At 64.9% G+C, this 18,787-nt stretch carries 16 protein-coding genes; 4 read left to right on the forward strand and 12 right to left on the reverse strand.

Going from position 1 to position 18,787, the window contains the following annotated elements; genetic code table 11:
• Nucleotides 1-621 (reverse strand): TetR/AcrR family transcriptional regulator, encoded by a 621-nt coding sequence (locus MTX19_RS08420; protein ID WP_280983220.1) that lies wholly within the window; start codon nt 619-621, stop codon nt 1-3.
• A gap of 85 nt (nt 622-706) precedes the next feature.
• Here MTX19_RS08420 and MTX19_RS08425 point away from each other — a divergent pair, with 85 nt between their 5' ends.
• Nucleotides 707-2,254, forward strand: a complete 1,548-nt coding sequence (locus MTX19_RS08425) for a 4-hydroxyphenylacetate 3-hydroxylase N-terminal domain-containing protein (protein ID WP_280983221.1) — start codon at nt 707-709, stop codon at nt 2,252-2,254.
• 259 nt (nt 2,255-2,513) lie between these two features.
• Here the strand turns inward: MTX19_RS08425 and mdlC are convergent, their stop codons facing one another.
• The 6 genes from mdlC to MTX19_RS08455 all read right to left on the reverse strand — a co-directional run bounded on the left by mdlC (nt 2,514) and on the right by MTX19_RS08455 (nt 9,933).
• Complete coding sequence (gene mdlC, locus MTX19_RS08430; RefSeq protein WP_280983222.1) at nt 2,514-4,142, reverse strand: benzoylformate decarboxylase; 1,629 nt, start codon at nt 4,140-4,142, stop codon at nt 2,514-2,516.
• A 147-nt stretch (nt 4,143-4,289) separates the two neighbouring features.
• Nucleotides 4,290-5,177 (reverse strand): BJP family subclass B3 metallo-beta-lactamase, encoded by an 888-nt coding sequence (gene blaBJP / locus MTX19_RS08435; RefSeq protein WP_280983223.1) that lies wholly within the window; start codon nt 5,175-5,177, stop codon nt 4,290-4,292.
• A 100-nt stretch (nt 5,178-5,277) separates the two neighbouring features.
• Nucleotides 5,278-6,330, reverse strand: a complete 1,053-nt coding sequence (hisC, locus tag MTX19_RS08440) for a histidinol-phosphate transaminase (protein ID WP_280983224.1) — start codon at nt 6,328-6,330, stop codon at nt 5,278-5,280.
• A 209-nt stretch (nt 6,331-6,539) separates the two neighbouring features.
• A complete protein-coding gene (locus MTX19_RS08445) occupies nt 6,540-7,394 on the reverse strand; it encodes a MaoC family dehydratase N-terminal domain-containing protein (RefSeq protein WP_280983225.1) in 855 nt (284 codons plus the stop codon).
• Between the two features lie 256 nt (nt 7,395-7,650).
• A complete protein-coding gene (locus MTX19_RS08450; protein WP_280983226.1) occupies nt 7,651-8,754 on the reverse strand; it encodes a CaiB/BaiF CoA-transferase family protein in 1,104 nt (367 codons plus the stop codon).
• Between the two features lie 9 nt (nt 8,755-8,763).
• The gene (locus MTX19_RS08455; RefSeq protein ID WP_280983227.1) at nt 8,764-9,933 is read right to left on the reverse strand and encodes an acyl-CoA dehydrogenase family protein; all 1,170 of its coding nucleotides are present in this window, start codon (nt 9,931-9,933) and stop codon (nt 8,764-8,766) included.
• 224 nt (nt 9,934-10,157) lie between these two features.
• On the opposite strand from MTX19_RS08455, the gene MTX19_RS08460 reads away from it, so the two are divergent.
• Nucleotides 10,158-11,081: a LysR substrate-binding domain-containing protein gene (locus MTX19_RS08460; RefSeq protein ID WP_280985924.1), complete on the forward strand. Its 924-nt coding sequence runs from the start codon at nt 10,158-10,160 to the stop codon at nt 11,079-11,081.
• A 14-nt stretch (nt 11,082-11,095) separates the two neighbouring features.
• Here the strand turns inward: MTX19_RS08460 and MTX19_RS08465 are convergent, their stop codons facing one another.
• From MTX19_RS08465 to MTX19_RS08485, 5 genes are all read right to left on the reverse strand, one after another.
• Entirely contained in the window at nt 11,096-11,689 is a 594-nt protein-coding gene (locus MTX19_RS08465) for a thiamine pyrophosphate-dependent enzyme (protein WP_280983229.1), read from the reverse strand.
• Nucleotides 11,689-12,249: a thiamine pyrophosphate-binding protein gene (locus MTX19_RS08470; RefSeq protein WP_280983230.1), complete on the reverse strand. Its 561-nt coding sequence runs from the start codon at nt 12,247-12,249 to the stop codon at nt 11,689-11,691. The genes MTX19_RS08465 and MTX19_RS08470 overlap by 1 nt, the downstream gene beginning before the upstream one ends.
• 261 nt (nt 12,250-12,510) lie before the next feature.
• On the reverse strand, nt 12,511-12,876 hold the full coding sequence (locus MTX19_RS39210; RefSeq protein WP_348638272.1) for an excalibur calcium-binding domain-containing protein: 366 nt from the start codon (nt 12,874-12,876) through the stop codon (nt 12,511-12,513).
• 165 nt (nt 12,877-13,041) lie between these two features.
• A complete protein-coding gene (locus tag MTX19_RS08480) occupies nt 13,042-14,316 on the reverse strand; it encodes a cytochrome P450 (RefSeq protein ID WP_280983231.1) in 1,275 nt (424 codons plus the stop codon).
• 231 nt (nt 14,317-14,547) lie between these two features.
• The gene (locus tag MTX19_RS08485; protein ID WP_280983232.1) at nt 14,548-15,819 is read right to left on the reverse strand and encodes a cytochrome P450; all 1,272 of its coding nucleotides are present in this window, start codon (nt 15,817-15,819) and stop codon (nt 14,548-14,550) included.
• A gap of 638 nt (nt 15,820-16,457) precedes the next feature.
• On the opposite strand from MTX19_RS08485, the gene MTX19_RS08490 reads away from it, so the two are divergent.
• Both MTX19_RS08490 and MTX19_RS08495 read left to right on the forward strand, forming a co-directional pair.
• A complete protein-coding gene (locus tag MTX19_RS08490) occupies nt 16,458-17,603 on the forward strand; it encodes a DUF898 family protein (protein WP_280984731.1) in 1,146 nt (381 codons plus the stop codon).
• 8 nt (nt 17,604-17,611) lie between these two features.
• Nucleotides 17,612-18,727, forward strand: a complete 1,116-nt coding sequence (locus MTX19_RS08495) for a M48 family metallopeptidase (RefSeq protein WP_280984732.1) — start codon at nt 17,612-17,614, stop codon at nt 18,725-18,727.
• Nucleotides 18,728-18,787 lie beyond the last annotated feature (60 nt).

Genomic DNA, 18,787 nt, shown 5'->3' on the forward strand with positions numbered 1-18,787 from the left:
TCACTCCTTGCCGAGTTGCGCGATCTTGTCGCGGAGATAGGCGTCCATCAGATCGGGCGCCGAGGCGCCGAACATCCTGATGCGGCCGGTGTGCAGCAACAGCAGCAGGCCAGTCGCGTGGGCGAAGCAGTCCACCATCACGGTGTTGGCCTTTTGTCGCGATGCGCCAAGCGCTTCGGCCGCTTCCGCGATCGGATGCAAGGCAGCCTCGAGCGCGGCGTTCAGCTCCCGGTCGCGATTGTGGCCGAGCCCGGCCGGTTTCATGCCGCCCCGGAACAAATAGAAGCCGAGGTCGAGGTCGCGCGGATTGTCAGCATAATAGCGGAAGAAGGCCATGCCTGCGGAGTGCAGCCGTTGCCTGGCACCGCGCGTCGCCGCGACAGCGGCGCTGACCGCTTCGCCCAACGAGGCCAGCGATTGCCGCAGCACCTCGGCATAGATCGCTTCCTTGGAATCGAAGTGGAAGTAGAGCGCCGCCGGCGTGTAGCCGGCGCGCGTCGCGATCGCCCGCAGGCTTGCGCCTTCGAGGCCTTCTTCCGCGAACACGCTGCGCGCCGCGTCGAGAATCAGCTCCCGCTTGTGCCGGCTGACCGCTTCCTTCCTGTTCTCGCGCGTCTGCATCGTCGGCCGATTCCATCCTTGACTCGATTCTAACGTCGTTAGATAATTTAACAATGTTAGAATAAATGAGCAAGGGAGGAGCGCCATGCTGATGACGGCCGCCGACTACCGGGAGTCCCTGCGCCGCTACAAGCCGCGCGTGTTCGTCAACGGCAGTGCCGTTGCGAGCGTCGCGGACGAGCCGTTGCTGGCGCCCGGCATCGCGGGCGTCGGCGTGACCTACGATTTTGCCCATCGCGCCGAGTATGCGCCGATCATGACGGCGCGGCAGGGCACCTCGGGCAAGACCGTCAATCGCATGCTCCACATCAACGAGAGCTCGCAGGACTTGCTCTACAAGCTCGAGGCGGTGCGGCTGGTCTGCAAGACGTCGGGTTGCGCGCAGCGCTACCTCACCCACGATGCGCTCAACGGCCTCTACCAGGCGACCAGGCTGACCGACGATCGCCACGGCACCGACTACAGCCAGCGCTTTCTCAATTATCTGCACGAGGTCCAGGACAACGACCTGACGCTCGGCGTCGCGATGACCGACGCGAAGGGTGACCGCTCGAAACGCCCGGGCCTGCAGGCCAATTCCGATGTCTATGTGCACATCAAGGAACGCCGGAAAGACGGCATCGTGATCCGCGGCACCAAGGCGATCGTCACTGGCGCGCCTTATATGCACGAATTCCTGGTGATGCCGTGCCGGACCCATGTGCCTGATGACAAGGATTTTGCAGTGTGCTGTGCGGTGCCGGTCGATGCGCCCGGCGTCACGATCATCGCGCGCCCGGCTGGCCGTCCAGGCGAAGCGTCCGCGAAATTCTCGGCAAGGTATGGCCAGTCGGTCGGCGTCGTTGTCTTCGACGACGTGTTCGTGCCGCATGATCGCGTCTTCCTCGCCGGCGAGACCGAGGAGGGCGGTTTTCTCACCACCTCCTATGCCACGCACCATCGGCATTCCTGCATCGGAGCGCGCGCCGGGTTCGGCGATCTGCTGATCGGCGCGGGTGCGCTGATGATCGAGGCGAACGGGCTCGATGCGGAGAAGCATGCGCATATCCGCGAGGCGATGGTCGAGCTCATCACCATCACCGAGAGCTTTTACGCCTGCGGCGTCGCGTCCTCGGTCTACTGCACGAAGGACCCGGCCGGGTCGGTGATGCCGGATGCGGTGTTCTCGAACATCGGCAAGCTGCTGCTGGCGACGAAGATCTACGACATGCACCGTGTGGCGCATTATGTCTCCGGCGGACTGATTGTCGCGCTGCCGGGGCCGGACGAGGACCACAATCCGGAGACGCGCGCATCGCTCGCCGCGGTCATGGGCGGACGTCCGGACATCCCGAGCGAGCAGCGCGCCGAGGTGGCGCGGCTGATCGAGGACCTTACCGTCTCGCATGAGGCCGGCTGGTATTCGGTGATCTCGCTGCACGGCGGTGGCTCCCCGGAAGCGATGAAGCGCGAGATCTGGCGCAATTATCCAGTCATGGAGAAGGCCGAATTGGTTGAGAACCTGCTCGGCCGCGGCCTCGTCGACGAGGGGCGCCGGGTGTCAAAGCAGCCGGGACGCTGCTGCGCCACCGGCTGCGAGGTGCCGGAGCCATTCGCGCCGGCATTGGAGCGGGAGCCGGTGCCCTCGCACTAGACAAGATCGGTCTACTTCGAATCGAGCAACGGCCTCCGCTTCACCTCGCCCCGCGTGCGGGGAGAGGTCGGAACGCATCGTTAGATGCGTTCCGGGTGAGGGGGAGTCACCGCAAACGCAGCTATCGCCGTATACGCGGAGAGGGCCCCTCACCCCAACCTCTCCCCGTAAGAACGGGGCGAGGGAGCGCGGCGCCGTCGCGGTTGCCATTCGACCCAAACTCATTGCGCTTTAGCGAAGGCAGCCGTCGCCACTGCGCTCAGCTCTTCTGCGCGTAGAGCAGCGGCACCGCGGAATCCACCATCACCTCAATGAGGCTCGCGCCCTGGTGCGAGAGGCCGCGCTTGTAAGCGCTGGCGAGATCGGCCGATTTCGTCACCCGCACCGCGTCGCAGCCCATGCCGTCCGCGAGCTTGACGAAATCGATGCCGGGCAATTCCAGGCCCGGCACGTTGCGCACCTGCATCACCTGGCTGAACGAGCGCATCGCGCCGTAGCCGGAATTGTTCATGACCACGACCGTCAGCGGCAGCTTGCGTTGCGCTGCGGTCCACAGCGCCTGGATCGAATACATCGCCGAGCCGTCGCCGATCAGGCAGACGGTGCGTCCCTCGCGGCGGCCGAGCGCCATGCCGACCGCGGCGGGCAGGCTGTAGCCGAGGCCGCCGCTCGCCATGGTGTAGAAGCTGTCCTGACCGCGCATCGGCATCACCTTCTGCATCAGGGGACGGTGCGACGGCACTTCCTCGACCAGCGCATCCTGAGGGCCCATCGCGGCCGAGAGCGCATGCAGCGCATATTCGGCGGGGATCGGGTCGCTTCCGGCGGGCGCCGGCGGCAAGATGCGGCCCGCGGGTGCGGCACGCTTCGTCTCGGGCAGCATGTCGAGCAGTGTCGACAGCGCCGGCTTCATGGTGGCGATGATGCTGCGGCCCGTGGGCGTCATCGCGGCGGCGTCGGGATCGTCGGTGATCTGGAAGATCGTGGTCGATCCGTCGAAGATCGCGGCATGGCCCTCGACATGGAAGGTGAACACCGGCGCGCCGATCACGACGACGAGATCATAGTCGCGCAGCGCATCTGACAGCTGGCCGGGTGAGGCGTGCAGGAAGCCGGCGAACTGCGGATGGTGCTCGGGGAACGAGCAGCGCGCCGAAAACGGGCTGACCCAGACCGCCGCCTTGGCCTTCTCGGCGACCTTCACCATCAGGTCGACGGCTTCCGCGCGATCGACGGCGGGACCGACGACGAGGGCAGGGCGCTTGGCGTCGCCGAGCGCAGCCACCAGGGCCTGCATCGCGGAGGGATCGGGGCCGATCTCGCGGCTGACCTGGCGCGCCTCGAGCGGCTGCGTCGCATGGTTCCAGTCGTCGATCGGCACCGAGACGAAGGTCGGCCCGCACGGCGGCTGCATCGCGACATAATAGGCGCGCGCGATCGCGGCCGGCACGTCCTCCGCGCGCGCCGGTTCGACCGCGAACTTCACATAAGGCCGCGGAAATTCCGAAGCACGCTCGGCATAGAGGAACGCCTGCAGCGGCATGATCGAGCGCGCCTGCTGTCCCGCGGTGATCACGAGCGGGGTCTGGTTGCGATAGGCGTTGTAGATGTTGCCGAGAGCGTTGCCGACGCCGGCCGCCGAATGCAGATTGACGAAGCCGGCATTGCGCGTTGCCAGCGCGTAGCCGTCGGCCATGCCGACGACCGAAGCCTCCTGCAGGCCGAGCACATAGTCGATGTCGTCGGGCCAGTCGCTCAGGAACGGCAGCTCGGTCGAGCCGGGATTGCCGAACACGCGTCCGATGCCCCACGCGCGGAGGAGGCCGAAGGTGGCGTCCTTGACGGTGACGGCCTTGCCTTTCGTGGCGGCGGGCTTGCGGGATGACATCGGGCGGCTCCCATTTCCAGTCTGTTACGTTCCGTCATTGCGAGCGGCAAAAGCGGAAAGGCAATCCACCTGTCGATGGATTGCCCGGTGAAGTCAAGCCGCTGCACTCATAGTTGCCGAGGCAACGGCTAAAATTGCGCGCGGCGGCTAGTCGGTTTTCTGCAATGCGGCGGTCTGCTTGGCGAGCTGCTTGTCGAAATCCTGTTCGAGCCCTGTCACATAGACCACATTCTCACCGGGCCTGACGAACGGGTTCGGCGCGCCGTCCTTCATTTGCGCGCGCTTGGCCTGCATGCCGTAGACCTCGGGATGCGGCCCGAGCAGCACGTCGACCTTCATGGCCTTGACCTTGGCGAAGGTCGACCGGTAGTCGTCGACGATGCCGGGATAGGTCGGATGGCCGACCAGCCGGTTCAGCGCGACCGTTCCGCTGCAGAAGAACAGCACGTTGCGGTCCTGGTCGCCGTCCTTGACCGTCATCTCCCAGCTCGTGCAGCCGGGCGAGTGGCCGGGCGTCGCATGCGCGGTCAGAGTGGCGTCGCCAAGCGTCACCTTGTCGCCTTCCTTGACCGTGCGGTCCACCTTTACGGGCGCAAAGGCAAGATCGGCGTTGTTCTCGTCGCCCGGATAGTAGCCGCCCTCGAGCAACGGCTTGTCGCGCTCACCGGCAACCAATTGCGCGCCGGTCTCCTTCTTGATCTCGGCGAAGCCGCCGGTGTGGTCGAGATGGGCATGCGAGTTGAGGATGTATTTGATGTCGCCGACCTTGAAGCCGAGCTTGCTGATGTTGTCCTTGATCATGCCGGTCGACTGCTGCATCGCCGTGTCCATCAGGATCAGGCCCTGCGAGGTCTTGATGATGTAGACCGCGATCCCGTCGGTGCCGACGTAATAGATGTTGCCGATCAGCTGGAACGGCTCGAACGGCGCGGTCCACTTCTTCATGACTGTCGCCATGAAATCCTTGAGCGTCTGTGCCTGCGCGCCGGTTGCGATCAGCGTTAGCGCACACAGCGCGGCTGCGAGCGTCCTCATGGTTGCCTCCCTATCAGTTCTTATTGTTATTCGATGGTGGCACTATGCGTGGTGTCGCCATCGATCGCAATCGACGTCGTCGCGGAGGCCCAATGCGGAATCAGATGATGTCACGCAACAGGGCAATCAAGCGGTTGCATTGCTCGTCGGTTCCGACCGTGATGCGCAGGAAGTCCTCGATCCGCGGTTTCTGGAAATGCCGGACGAGGACGCCGCGCTCGCGCAGCGGGGCCGCAAGGTCCGCACCGCGATGGCCGGGATGGCGCGCGAACACGAAGTTCGCGAGCGACGGCAGCACCTCGAAGCCCAGCTCGGCGAGGCCGTGAACCAGCGTCTCGCGGCTGGCGATGATGCGTTGGCGCGTCTCCTGAAACCAGCCGTCGTCCTTGATGGCGGCAGCCGCGCCGGCGAGTGCAAAGCAATCCAGCGGATAGGAGTTGAAGCTGTCCTTCACCCGCTCCAGCGCCTCGATCAGCGGACGCTGGCCAATGGCGAAGCCGACGCGCAAGCCTGCCAGCGCGCGCGACTTGGAGAGGGTCTGGATCACAAGGAGATTGTCGTGGCGCGCCACCAGCGGGACGGCGCTCTCGGCGCCGAAGTCGACATAGGCCTCGTCGACCACCACGAGCTGGTCGGGGTGTTCGGTGACGAACGCTTCGATTGCGTCGCGCGGCAGCGCGATGCCGGTCGGGGCGTTCGGGTTGCACAGCAGGATGGCGCTGCATGGGCGCCGGTAGTCGGCAAGCCGCACCCGCATCGCGGCATCGAGCGGCACCGCCTCGTGCCGGATGCCGTAGAGGCGGCAATAGACCGGGTAGAAGCTGTAGGTGATGTCAGGGAACAGCAGCGGCGCATCATGCTTCAGCAGGGCCTGGAAGGTATGGGCCAGCACCTCGTCCGAGCCGTTGCCGACGAACACCTCCTCGGGCGCGACGCCATAGCGGGCCGCGATCGTCTCGCGCAGTGCGGTCGCGCGCGGATCGGGGTAGAGCCGCAGTCGATCCGTCGCGGCGGCGATCGCCGCCAGGGCGTGCGGCGACGGTGCGTAGGGGTTCTCGTTGGTGTTGAGCTTGATCAGGCCATCGATCTTCGGCTGCTCGCCGGGCACGTATGGCGACAGATTGTGGACGACCGAACTCCAGAAGCGACTCATGATCTGCGGACCCAAAGCGTTTTCGAGCGAAGCCTGTCCCGGACCTGATCCGGGATGGACACCGGTTCGCGCGAAGAAAACGCGTCAAGACAGGAATCTGGAGCATCGGTTCTGATTCAATCAGAACCGATATTCCAGGATGGATCGCACTACAGTACGGGATGTCCGGCCTTCGCGAAAGCCGGAGGTGCCGTGGCCTCCTCCGAGCCTTACCAGGTCGCCGTGCCCTTCATGGTCGGCTGCCCTTCGGCATTCGCGGTCCACAGTTCCAGGCCGCCGTCCTTCTCGCTGGCATTGATCGAGAACTCGCTGCCCTCGAACAGCGGCTGCACGCCGCGATAGACCAGCTTCTTCGGCGGCTTGCCGCCACGCAGCTTGGCGGCGAATTCGACGATGAAGGCGGCCTGCAGCGGGCCGTGGAAGATCAGGCCGGGATAGCCCTCGACCTTGGTGACGTAGTCGCGGTCGTAGTGGATGCGGTGGCCGTTGAAGGTCAGCGCCGAGTAGCGGAACAGCAGCACCGGATCGGAAACGTGGCTCTCGCGATGCTGCGCGACCGGGGGAGGCGGCGGCGCCTTGGCGGGCGCGGAGGATTGCGTGCTCGTCATCTCGCGATAGACGATGTCCTGCCGCTCGCGGATCGCCAGCCCGCGCGACGTCGTCACCTCATGATTGACCGAGACGAAGCACAGCGTGCCGGTCGAGCCTGATTTTACAGTGACGTCTGCAATGCGCGATGTCCGCTTCGGTTCGTCGCCGACCCGCAGCGCGTCGAAGAATTCCAGCTCGCCGCCGGCCCACATCCGGCGCGGCAGCGGCACCGGCGGCAGGAAGCCGCCGCGGGTCGGATGGCCGTCCTGGCTCAACTGCGACATCGGAAACACCGGCTGCGCCAGGCACCAATGCGTGGTCCACGGCGCGGTGTCGCCTGTCTTCGGCTCGCCGATCTCCTGAAACAGCGTCGCGCGCAGGCCCATCACCAGATGGGCGGTGACGACGTCGGAGGCCTCTTGGGTGCGGCCGATCCACTGGCGGAGATGATCGAGGTCGAGTTTATCGGTCATGAGATTTTGCTCGGGGTGAGATATATCTTAGCGCGATGGATTCGGTCTGAGGGCAGGCTCGCTGCACCTCTCCCGCTTGCGGGGTCGAGACGAGCGAAGCTCGCTCTTAGGTCGCATCGCATCGATAGATGCGATACGGGTGGGGGCTCTCTCCACCCCATCGGTCCGACTCGCGGCGACACCCCCACCCCAGCCCTCCCCCGCAAGCGGGAGAGGGAGCGCGGCTCGTTTGCGGTTGCGCCTCGTCCTGATCTCATCACATTTTACGCTTCGTGCGCTCGCCGATCGCGGGCACCTTGCCGTAGTGCCTGTCCTCGCCGACGACGATCGCGGCCGGCGCCGGATAGCTGACGCGGCCGTTCGGCGTGTCGACCTCGATGCGGCGGAGATGCGGGTGGGTTGCAAGGTCGGTCATGCTGTTGACCTCGGCAAAGGCGATGTCGGCTGCCGCGAGCTTGGCCAGCAGCTCCTCGCGCGTCAGCCTGCCAAAGCTGTCGCCGACGATCTGGTCGGTCAGCGCGCGGTTGCGCACGCGCTCGACCATGTTGGCAAAGCGCGGATCATCGGGCAGGCCGGGCTGGTCGAGCACCTCGGCGCACAACTTCTTCCACTCGCGCTCGCTCTGGATCGAGATCAGGATTTCCTTGCCGTCTTTGGAGCGGAACACGCCATAGGGCGCGATCGAGGGATGGGCGAGGCCGATGCGCTTCGGCGGCTTGCCGTCCTCGGCATTGAGCAGCGGCACCGTGAGCCAGTCGGCCATCACGTCGAACATCGAGATGCGGATGTCGGCGCCCTCGCCGGTGCGGCCCCGGCCGATCAGCGCTTCCAGGATCGCGGCATGCGCGGTGGCGCCGGTCGCGACATCGACGATCGACATGCCGACGCGGGAGGCGCCTTCCGGCCCGCCGGTGATCGAGGCAAGGCCGCTCTCGGCCTGGATCAGGAGATCATAGGCCTTGCGGTCGGCGTACGGCCCGGTGTCGCCGTAGCCTGATATCGTGCACATGATCAGCTTCGGATAGTCCTTGCGCAACCGCTCGCGCGAGAACCCGAGCTTGTCCATCGAGCCCGGCTTGAGGTTCTGCAGCAGCACGTCGGCGCCCGCGATGAGTTCTTCCAGCGTCGCGCGGCCTTCCCTTGTGGCGAGATCGATCACCACCGAGTCCTTGCCGCGGTTGAGCCAAACGAAATAGCTGCTCTGACCTTTGGCGGCGGCATCGTAGCCGCGGGCGAAATCGCCCTCGGGCCGCTCCACCTTGATGACAAGGGCGCCGGCATCGGCCAGCCGCGACGAGCAGAACGGCGCGGCAACCGCCTGTTCGACGGCGATGACAGTCAGTCCTTCCAACGGCAACATGATGCGAACTCAGTAGGAGCGGGGCATGCCGAGCACATGCTCGGCCAGATAGGACAGGATCAGGTTGGTCGAGATCGGCGCCACCTGATAAAGCCGCGTCTCGCGGAACTTGCGCTCGATGTCGTACTCTTCCGCGAAGCCGAAGCCGCCATGGGTCTGCACGCAGGCGTTCGCCGCTTCCCACGAGGCGTCCGCCGCCAGCATCTTGGCCATGTTGGCCTCGGCGCCACAGTCGAGGCCGGCTTCATATTTGCGGGTGGCTTCCTTCACCATCAGTTCGGCCGCGCGCATCGCGGCATAGGCCTTGGCGATCGGGAATTGGATGCCCTGGTTCTGGCCGATCGGTCGGCCGAACACGCTGCGCTCCTTCGCATAGTTCGTTGCCTTGGCGATGAACCACTTGGCGTCGCCGATGCATTCGGCCGCGATCAGGATGCGCTCGGCATTCATGCCGGACAGGATGTAGCGGAAGCCCTTGCCTTCATCGCCGATCAGGTTCTCCGCCGGCACCTTCATGTCGGTGAAGAACACTTCGGTCGTGGCGTGGTTCATCATGGTGCGGATAGGGCGGATCTCCAGCCCCTTGCCCTTCACCTCGCGCATGTCGACGATGAACACCGAAAGCCCATCGGTGCGCTTCCTGGACTGCTCTTTCGGCGTCGTGCGCGCGAGCAGGATCATCAGGTCGGAATATTCGGCGCGGCTGGTCCAGATCTTCTGGCCGTTGACGACATAGTGGTCGCCCTCGCGGCGCGCGACGGTTTTCAGCGACGAGGTGTCGGTGCCGCTGGTCGGCTCGGTGACGCCGAACGCCTGCAGCCGCAACTCGCCGGTCGCGACCTTGGGCAGGTACTTCGCCTTCTGCGCGTCGTTGCCGTGCCGCAGCACCGTGCCCATCGTGTACATCTGGGCATGGCAGCCGCCGCCGTTGCAGCCGGCGCGCTGGATCTCCTCCAGGATCGCTGCGGCCGCCGAGAGCTTCAGGCCGGCGCCGCCATACTCCTCGGGGATCAACACCGAGAGGTAGCCGGCTTCCGTCAGCGCGTCGACGAACTCCTTCGGATAGGCCATCCGGCGATCGAGCTTGCGCCAGTATTCGCCGGGGAATTGCGCGCAGAGCTTTGCCACCGCGTCGCGGATGTCGGAATGGTCGTCGAGTTGTGGGTCGTGTGCGGTCATGATGTTGTCTTGCCGAGAGGTTGCGCCAGAGCGTTTTCGAGCGAAGTGGGTACCGGTTCGCGTGAAGAAAACGCGTCAGAACAAGAATCTAGATCACCGTTCCGATTCCATCGGAGCGGAAAAGGCACTAGCTGCGGGCAAAGCGCCCGCTGTTGTGGGGCCCCGGTAAACTCCCTATGCTGTTTTGTTATAGCGTATGAACCTGCCTTCCAGGATTGGCAAGTATGGATTTCCGCCAGCTTAGGACCTTTGCGTGCGTAGCGGAACTCGGGAGCCTGAGCAAAGCATCCGATACCTTGCGGGTCGCGCAGCCGGCGCTGAGCCGGCAGATCAAGCTGCTTGAGCACGAGCTGCGCACCGAGCTGTTCACGCGCAACGGCCGCGGCATGGTGCTGACCGACGCCGGCCGCCTGCTGCTCGCGCGCACCGGCGGTATCGTAAGGCAGATCGACCAGATCCGCGATGACATCCAGTCCGCCGGCGGCGCGCCGTCCGGGCGCGTCGTTCTTGGATTGGTGCCGACGGTGAGCTGCGTGCTGTCGGCGCGGCTGGCGCGGCGCACGATGGAACGCTATCCCGGAATCTCGCTCTGCATCGTCGAGAGCTACAGTGGCCATCTGATCGAGTGGCTGCATCGCGGCGAGATGGACCTCGCCGTGATCTACGGCCCGTCGGTCGATCTGCATCTGGCGGTGCAAAGCCTCGGCCGCGATAGCATCGTCGCAGTCGGTCCGCCCGGCAGCGGGCTGAAGCAGAAGAAGCAGGTCGAGCTCGGCTGGCTGATGCGCCAGCGCCTGGTGCTGCCAAGTCATTCGCACGGACTCCGCGCGCTGATCGAGCATGCGGCGGCGAAGAAGAAGCTCGATCTCGACGTCAGACTCGAGGCGGATTCGTTCCGCGTGCTGACCAGCCTGGTCGAGGAGGGGCTCGGATACACGCTGCTGCCGCCGTCTTCGGTGCGCGGCGAGGTCGCCGACGGAAGGCTCGAGACCGCGCCGATCGCACGGCCCGCGCCGCGGCGCGAGCTGACGCTGGCTTCGCCGGTGGAGCATCCCGGCTCGAACGCGATCACGCTGATCGCGAAGCTGTTGCGCGACGAGGTCGCCGCATGCCGCGCCGAAGGGCTCTGGGATATCCAGCTCACCTGAGCGCGTCTTTCGCATCAAGTCACCGCGAAGCCGAGATGGCCGCGGAAGCGGTTCTTGAGATAGCTGCCGTCGCGCGGCGGCAGCGCGCGTTCGAGCTCGCCGGCCGCGATCCTGATCCGTGCCAGCCGCGGGCCGCCCTTGAGGTCGCGCAGGCTCGCGCGGAAGCTTTCGATCCCGGCCATATCAGCGATCTCGGTGATATCAGCGATCCCCGCGCCGCGCGCGATCACGTCGAGCTTCGCCCCCAGGCCGGAATGGCTGAGCTGCATCCCGGTCTCGCCATATTGGCCGTTGTCGAGCACGGCGATCGAAAGGTTGCCCGGCTGCTCGGCCGCGATCGTGAGCAGGCTGCCGATCCCCATCAGTTGCTCGCCGTCGCCGGTGACGACAAGCACGGGCCGCCTGGGCTGCGCCAGCGCGAGGCCGAGGCCGATCATCGCGGCGCCGCCCATCGCACCCCAGAGATAGAAATTGCCGGGATGCTCGCCGGCAGCGAACACGTCGTAGGTCGAGGAGCCGAGTCCGGAGATCACCAGCAGGTCGCCGCGGTCGGTGAGCAGGGCCTTCACCGCCGCGCGGCGATCGAGGGTGCCGATAGGGGCTGACATCAATGCGTCTCCTTCGTCCACTTCTTGCGGCCGATCATCCGCTGCGAGATCAGCACCGCGACCTGTTGGTCGCTGTCATAGGCGAGCGAGGCGGCGGCGGAGATCACTTCCTCGGCGTCAGCGGGGTTGTCCAGCCGCAGCACGGTGACGCCCATGGCCTCGAGCGTCTGCGGCGTCGCCCTGCCCATGGGGATCTGCCACGGATTGAACTCGGCCCATTCGCCGCGCATGGTCACGAGCGTCAGGAACGGAAAGCGGCAGCTTGCCATCAGCGACAGCATGTTGATGCAGTTGCCGACGCCGCTCGATTGCATCAAGAGCACCGCGCGCTCGCCGCCGAGCCAGGCGCCGGCGGCCAGCGCCACGCCTTCCTCCTCGGTCGTCAGCACCGTGGTCTTGATGTCAGTGTCCGCGTGCGACAGCTTGATCAGTTTGGAATGCCCCGCATCGGGGACGTAGGACACCTGCGCCACGCCAAAGCTCTTCAGCGTCCGGTAGATCGCAACCGGCCAATCTCGGCCGGTCGCATTGTCCTGGTGAACGGCAATCTGGTCCATCATGGCCTCGGCTATGGGACGCGCGGTGGCGCGTCGTCACACCGAGAGGCTTAGGGCAGGCGGAGGCTTGATTCTCTTCGCATCTGGCTCGCGCAGCTATGCCGGAATTTTATAACCCCATCGTTGCTGGATAAGCGCTTCGCAGCAGAAACCGATCGGTTCGGAATCGCAGTTAAGACAACGCGCTTCCACGCATTGGCTTCAGGGCCGGCGCACTCAGTCCGAGTTGGGCATTGCTGCTGCGCGGCGTGACCGCGAAACATCTCACCGGCGGCGCGGCCATTGTTCGCAGGCAATGCCATCCCCATCGCCATCGTGATGTTTCCAATAGCCGGGCTCTCCCCGTCTCGCGGGCGCCAAGCCGACCAATCGGGCAAAATCGCAGTTCGGAGCGGATGCGATATGCCGGAACGTTGTCGCGGCGGGCCAAGGGTTCGAAGCCACGCCCCACACGATTGCGAAGGAAACCGTAGCGGCAACGATTGCGATCGCCGCCTTCAAAACGCTGCGCAGCTTGCTGGCGCGATCAAGGCGCGTCGATACCGCGCGAAAACGACGCTGTAAGTCACGCAGCCGCTGTTCGGGCCCTGGGCCGGGACGAACGGGGTTGGGGTTTGGAAGGTGCGACACGGGCTAGCCTGGTCAGGCGAGCGATCAAGCTGCGGCCGGCCTGGAAAATGAGTTAGAATAATATCCACGGAATCTTGTATCACGAGTTGAGCGACAAGGCGCCTACCTTGTAGCACGCGTCTTCGCTTTGGTCGGATTTGCAAAATGTCCAATAGGGGTTGACTGCTAGCCCGGGATCCGCACCGGCAGGTTTTCGATCCCGCGCACGAAGCTGGAATAGACCCGCTTCGGCTCGCCGACCACCTCGATGCGGTCGAAGCGCTTCAGCATCTCCTCCCAGACGATCCTGAGCTGCAGCTCGGCGAGGCGCATGCCGACGCAGCGGTGGATGCCGAAGCCGAACGACAGATGGATGCGCGGCCGGGCGCGATCGATGATGAACTCGTTGGGCCGCTCGATCACCTCGTCGTCGCGGTTGCCCGAGACGTACCACATCACGACGCGGTCGCCCTTCTTGATCCTCTTGCCGCCGATCTCGGTATCTTGAAGCGCGGTGCGCCGCATATGAGCGAGTGGCGTCTGCCACCGGATCACCTCCGGCACCATGGTGTCGATCAGTGCCGGGTTTTCCTTCAGCTTGCGGAACTGATCCGGATGCTCGTGGAGTGCCAGCACCGATCCGCTCATGGTGTTGCGGGTGGTGTCGTTGCCGCCGACGATGAGCAGGATGATGTTGCCCATCAGATTGTCGGGGTCCATGTGCCGCGTGGCGTCGCTATGCGCCATCATCGACAGCAGATCGTTCTTCGGCGGCGCATTGACGCGCTCGTTCCACAGCTTGGAGAAATAGGCGTAGCACTCGTCCATCTCGCGCCGCCGCTGCTCCGGCGATTCGACGATGCCGCTCTTCGGCAGCGCGGTCGAGACGTCGGACCAGCGCGTCAGCTTGCGCCGCTCCTCCCACGGGAAATCGAACAGCGTCGCCAGCATCTGCGTGGTCAATTCGATCGAGACGCGCTCGACGAAGTTGAAGGGCTCGTTGCGCGGCAAATTGCCGAGCACGGTGGCTGAGCGCTGGCGGATCAGCTTCGCCAGCTCGTCGAGATGCGTCGGCGTGAACATCGGCGAGACGGTCTTGCGCTGATGGGCGTGCTTCGGCTGGTCCATCGCGATGAAGCTCGGATAGTCGTAGCCCGGCGGCACGTCGCGGATCGAGATGCCGCCGAGCGTGGAGTCGGAGGAGAAGATGCCGTGGCTGGTGTCGACATGCATGATGTCGTTGTACTTGACGACCGACCAGTAGGGCTCGATCGGCGCGTTGGTGCAGTAGTGCACCGGCTCTTCCTTGCGCAGCCGCTCGAACCACGGCCACAGCGTGTCGTTCTGGAATAGCCGTGGCGCGCCCGGATGGAAATCCTTCAGCGGCGTCGCATAGGCTTCCTCGCGCGCCTGACGCAGCAGCTCGGCCTTGTCGGTACGGATGGGGCTCTGGACGTTCATCTCAGCTCGCTCCAGCGAATGTTCATCACCTCTCCCGCTTGCGGGGTCGAGACGAGCGAAGCTCGCTCTTAGGTCGCAACGCATCGAATGATGCGATCCGGGTGGGGGCTCTTTCCACGCGAGGGCTGTATTGTGGTGGCACCCCCACCCCAGCCCTCCCCGCAAGCGGGAGAGGGGGCACAGCTCCGTCGTGGTCGCAGTTCAAATTCATCTCGCAGCTTTGATCGTGCCTCACGCCGCAATTCGCACCGGCAGCGTCTCGTAGCCCTTGATGAAGCTTGAATACACCCGCTGCGGCTCCTCCACCACCTCGATCGTGTCGAAGCGCTTGAGGATCTCCTCCCAGATGATCTTGAGCTGCAGCTCGGCGAGGCGCAGGCCGACGCAGCGATGGATGCCGAAGCCGAACGAGATGTGGGTGCGCGGCCGGGTACGCTCGATGTCGAACTCGTAAGGACGCTCGATCGCCTCCTCGTCGCGGTTGCCCGAGACGTACCACATCACGACCTTGTCGCCCTTCCTGATCTGCCGGCCGCGGAATTCGTAATCGGCGAGTGCGGTGCGCCGCATGTGGGCGAGCGGGGTCTGCCAGCGGATCACCTCGGGCACGAACGAGTCGATCAGCGCCGGGTTCTCCTTCAGCTTGCGGTACTGCTCCGGATGCTTGTTCAGCGCATAGATGCTGCCCGACAGCGTGTTGCGCGTGGTGTCGTTGCCGCCGACGATCAGCAGGATCAGATTGCCGAGGAAGTTCTTCGGGTCCATGTTCCGCGTGGCGTCGCTGTGCGCCATCATCGAGAGCAGGTCGCTCTTCGGCGGCTGGTTGCTCCGCTCCTTCCAGAGATGCGCAAAATAGCTGGCGCATTCCAACAGTTCGGCCTGCCGCTCGTCCTCGGTGGCGACGAGGCCACCGGCGCCGGGCAGGGTGGTCGCAACATCGGACCAGCGCGTCAGCTTGCGGCGGTCTTCCCAGGGGAAGTCGAACAGCACCGCGAGCATCTGCGTGGTCAGTTCGATCGAGACCTTGTCGACCCAGTCGAACACCTCGCCGCGCGGCAGATTGTCGAGGCATTCGGTCGAGCGCTTGCGGATGTTGATCGCGAGCTCGTCGAGATGGGTCGGCGTGAACATCGGCGCCACGGTCTTGCGCTGCGCCGAATGGCGCGGCTGATCCATTGCGATGAAGCTCTCGCGGCGCAGATCCGGCGGCACGTCGCGGATGGTGATGCCGCCGAGCGCTGCGGCCGAGGAGAACACCGAATGGTTGGTCTCGATGTCCATGATGTCGTTGTACCTGGTGATCGACCAGTACGGCCCGAACATCGAGTCCTTGCAGTAGTGCACCGGGTCTTCCTTGCGCAGCCGGTCGAAATACGGCCAGAAGGTATCGGTCTTGAACAGTTCGGGATGGCCGGGATCGTAGTCTGACAGGGAAAGCGTTTGAGCGCGCTCGCGCGCGGCATCCAGGTTCACGTCTTCGACGAGATCGATGGTCCCGTGCATGGGCGGCTCCTCAACCGGTTCGCGCCGGGGCATTGCCGGCGCGGTGATGTTTTACCGAATTACATTCCCATTCTGACGTTTACGCAAGAGCTCTCGACGCGCATTTGGCCGCATTGTCGACGGCTGAGGATAACGGACCGACTCCGGTCCGTTTGCCGGATCCGCGCGAAGAAAGCGCGTGAAAACAAAAAGCTAGCGCCGGTTCTGGTGCAAGCGGAGGTCGAGGCGCTGCAAATCCGTTTGAAACGACGTTTTAATTCGGAAGGCGCCGCCATGATCTCCAACGGGGCGGATGCGCAAATTCGACCTCGGAGAGACCGCGGATGCGATCCGCGAGACGAAGATGCCAGCAACGAGATCGCCTCGTGCGTGTTCGTCAAGACGGCATTGCGGGGAAGGAGAGGGTAAACCGTGGGCGATGGCGGACGTGATACGCGCGGCTACATCAATGTCTTGAGCGCTGCACGCGCCGATTTCACATTCCAGGCAATCCCCATTAATGCAAAGCTCCCCTCCGCCAGGTCGAAGTCGCGCCGCGCTCTCGACGTTCTGTGAAACCTGGATCACACTTGATGCGACTAATCTGTGCTTTTGATCCGTAGAGATTGTCGCCGTCTGGGAGTTGATCCGTGAATGACATGAGCTGGACCCCGATCGGGCCGCCGCAACCGGAGCCGGTTCCGCCGCCGATGCCGGTGGCGTTCTCCGGGAAGCGCAAGGAGTTCTTGCATTTGATCGTCCGCGGCGCCGGGCTCGAGTTCGTCACCGTCGGCTTCTACCGGTTCTGGCTCGCGACCGACATCCGCCGCCATCTCTGGTCCAACACGCTGGTCGACGGCGACGGCGCGGAATATACCGGCCGCGGCAAGGAGCTCCTGATCGGCTTCCTGATCGCGCTCGCGATCCTGGTGCCGGTCTATCTCGCCTATTTCCTCGCGGGTCTCGAGGCCGAGCATGTCAAGGCGTTCGCCTCACTGCCGCTGGTTGCCTTCTTCTATGTCTTCGGCCAGTTCGCGATCTACCGCGCGCGGCGCTATCGGCTGACCCGCACGGTATGGCGTGGTGTCCGCTTCTGGATGAGCGGCTCGGGCTGGATTTACGCGCTCAAGGCCTCGCTGTGGGGGCTTCTGGTCATGATCACGCTCGGCCTTGCGCTGCCGTGGCGCGAGGCCGCGCTCGAGCGCTACAAGATGCGCCATTCCTATTACGGCGATTTGCCGGGCAGCTTCGAAGGCAGCGGCTGGGAGTTCTTCAAGCGCGGCTGGTGGCTGTGGTTGCTGACGCCGTTTGCGCTATATCTGGTGATCTTCGCACCGTTCGTCTATGGCGCGTTCAAGGCCGTCGAGTGCCGCTGGTGGCTGTCCGGCATCCGCTTCGGCGATGTCAGGCTGGAATCCACCCTCCGGCGCAGCGCGCTGATCGGGCTGTACTGGAAGGTGATCGGCTGGATCATGCTGCTCGGCGTCGCATTTTCGGCCTATCTGGCGCTGTGCACGTTCCTGGTCGCCAGCATGGACGGCTCCTCGATCGAGATTTTCTTCAAGACCGAGGCATTCGCCAAGAGCATTCCGCTGATCGTCTTCGCCGGCATCGGCTATCTGGCCTTCGCGCTGGCGATGAACGTGGTGATGCGGGTCTATCTGTTGCACGATCTCTGGGTCCGCGTGCTGTCGTCGACGATCGTGCACAATGTCGAGGCTGCGGCCAATGTCACGGCGCGCGGCGGGCTCGCCAATGCGCTCGGCGAAGGCTTCGCCGACGGTCTCGATGTCGCGGGCTTCTGATCATGACGATGAACGATGACGCAACCGGCGCCGCGCGGCCCCCGCAGGGGGCCACGGCGATCTATTTCGACGGGACGTCGAGCAAGCGGCATAGCGTGACGCTTCGACTCGGCGATGCACTCGAACTCGTCGCGGACGGCGCGGCACTCGCAACCTGGGCCTATGGCGACATCCGCCGTGCCGACAGCCCGTCGGGCTTGTTGCGGCTGAGCTGCCTTGCCGCGCCGGCGCTGGCGCGGCTCGAGATCCGCGATCCGCAGCTCGCCGCCGAGCTCGTCGCGCGCTGCGGCCGGCTGGAGGAGAACCTGCCGAACCGCAAGGGCGTCGCCGCAATCGTCGGCTGGTCGCTCGCGGCCGCGGCGTCGATCGTGCTGGTGGTGCTGTTCGGCGTGCCGCTCGCCGCCGAAAGGCTGACGCCGCTGGTGCCGGATTCCTTCGAGCGGCGGCTTGGCGACGTCGCGGACGCGCAGGTCAAGGTGATCTTCAAGGCCAAGCACTGCGACAATGCCGAGGGCCAGGCCGCGTTCGAGAAGCTGGTCGGCGCGCTCAGGCATTCTACCGGCCTCGACAATGCTGTGCAGTCCGCCGTGCTGGCGACGTCGGTCCCCAACGCTTTCGCGCTACCCGGCGGCAAGGTCTACCTGTTCGAGGGATTGCTGGCGAAGGCCGAGAACCCAGACGAGGTCGCCGGCGTGCTGGCCCACGAGCTCGGCCATGTCAGGCATCGCGACAGCATGCGCGAATTGATCCACAATGGCGGCACCTCGTTCCTGATCGGGCTGTTGTTCGGCGACATCACCGGCTCCGGCGCGCTGATCTTCACCTCGCGCACGCTGGTGACCTCATCCTATTCGCGCGACGCCGAGAGCAATGCCGACACGTTCGCGATCGAGACCATGCACCGGCTCGGCCGTCCGGCGCAGCCGATGGGCGAATTGATGCTGCGCGTCACCGGCAAGGAAGGCGGCAAGGGGCTCTCGCTTGTTTCCAGCCATCCGCTCACCGAGGACCGCCTCGCGCGCATGAGCAAGGCGGACGGCGGCGCCGCGGTCACCGGCGCGCCACTGCTGTCGGCGACCGAATGGCAGGCACTGAAGGGAATTTGCGGCGCGGGGAAGGTGTGAGGCCAAAGATTGAGGCCAAGCATTGAGGCCAAGCATTTCGAGACCGGCTGTTGGAGGAAC

Source organism: Bradyrhizobium sp. ISRA464, assembly GCF_029910095.1.
Classification (GTDB): Bacteria; Pseudomonadota; Alphaproteobacteria; order Rhizobiales; family Xanthobacteraceae; genus Bradyrhizobium.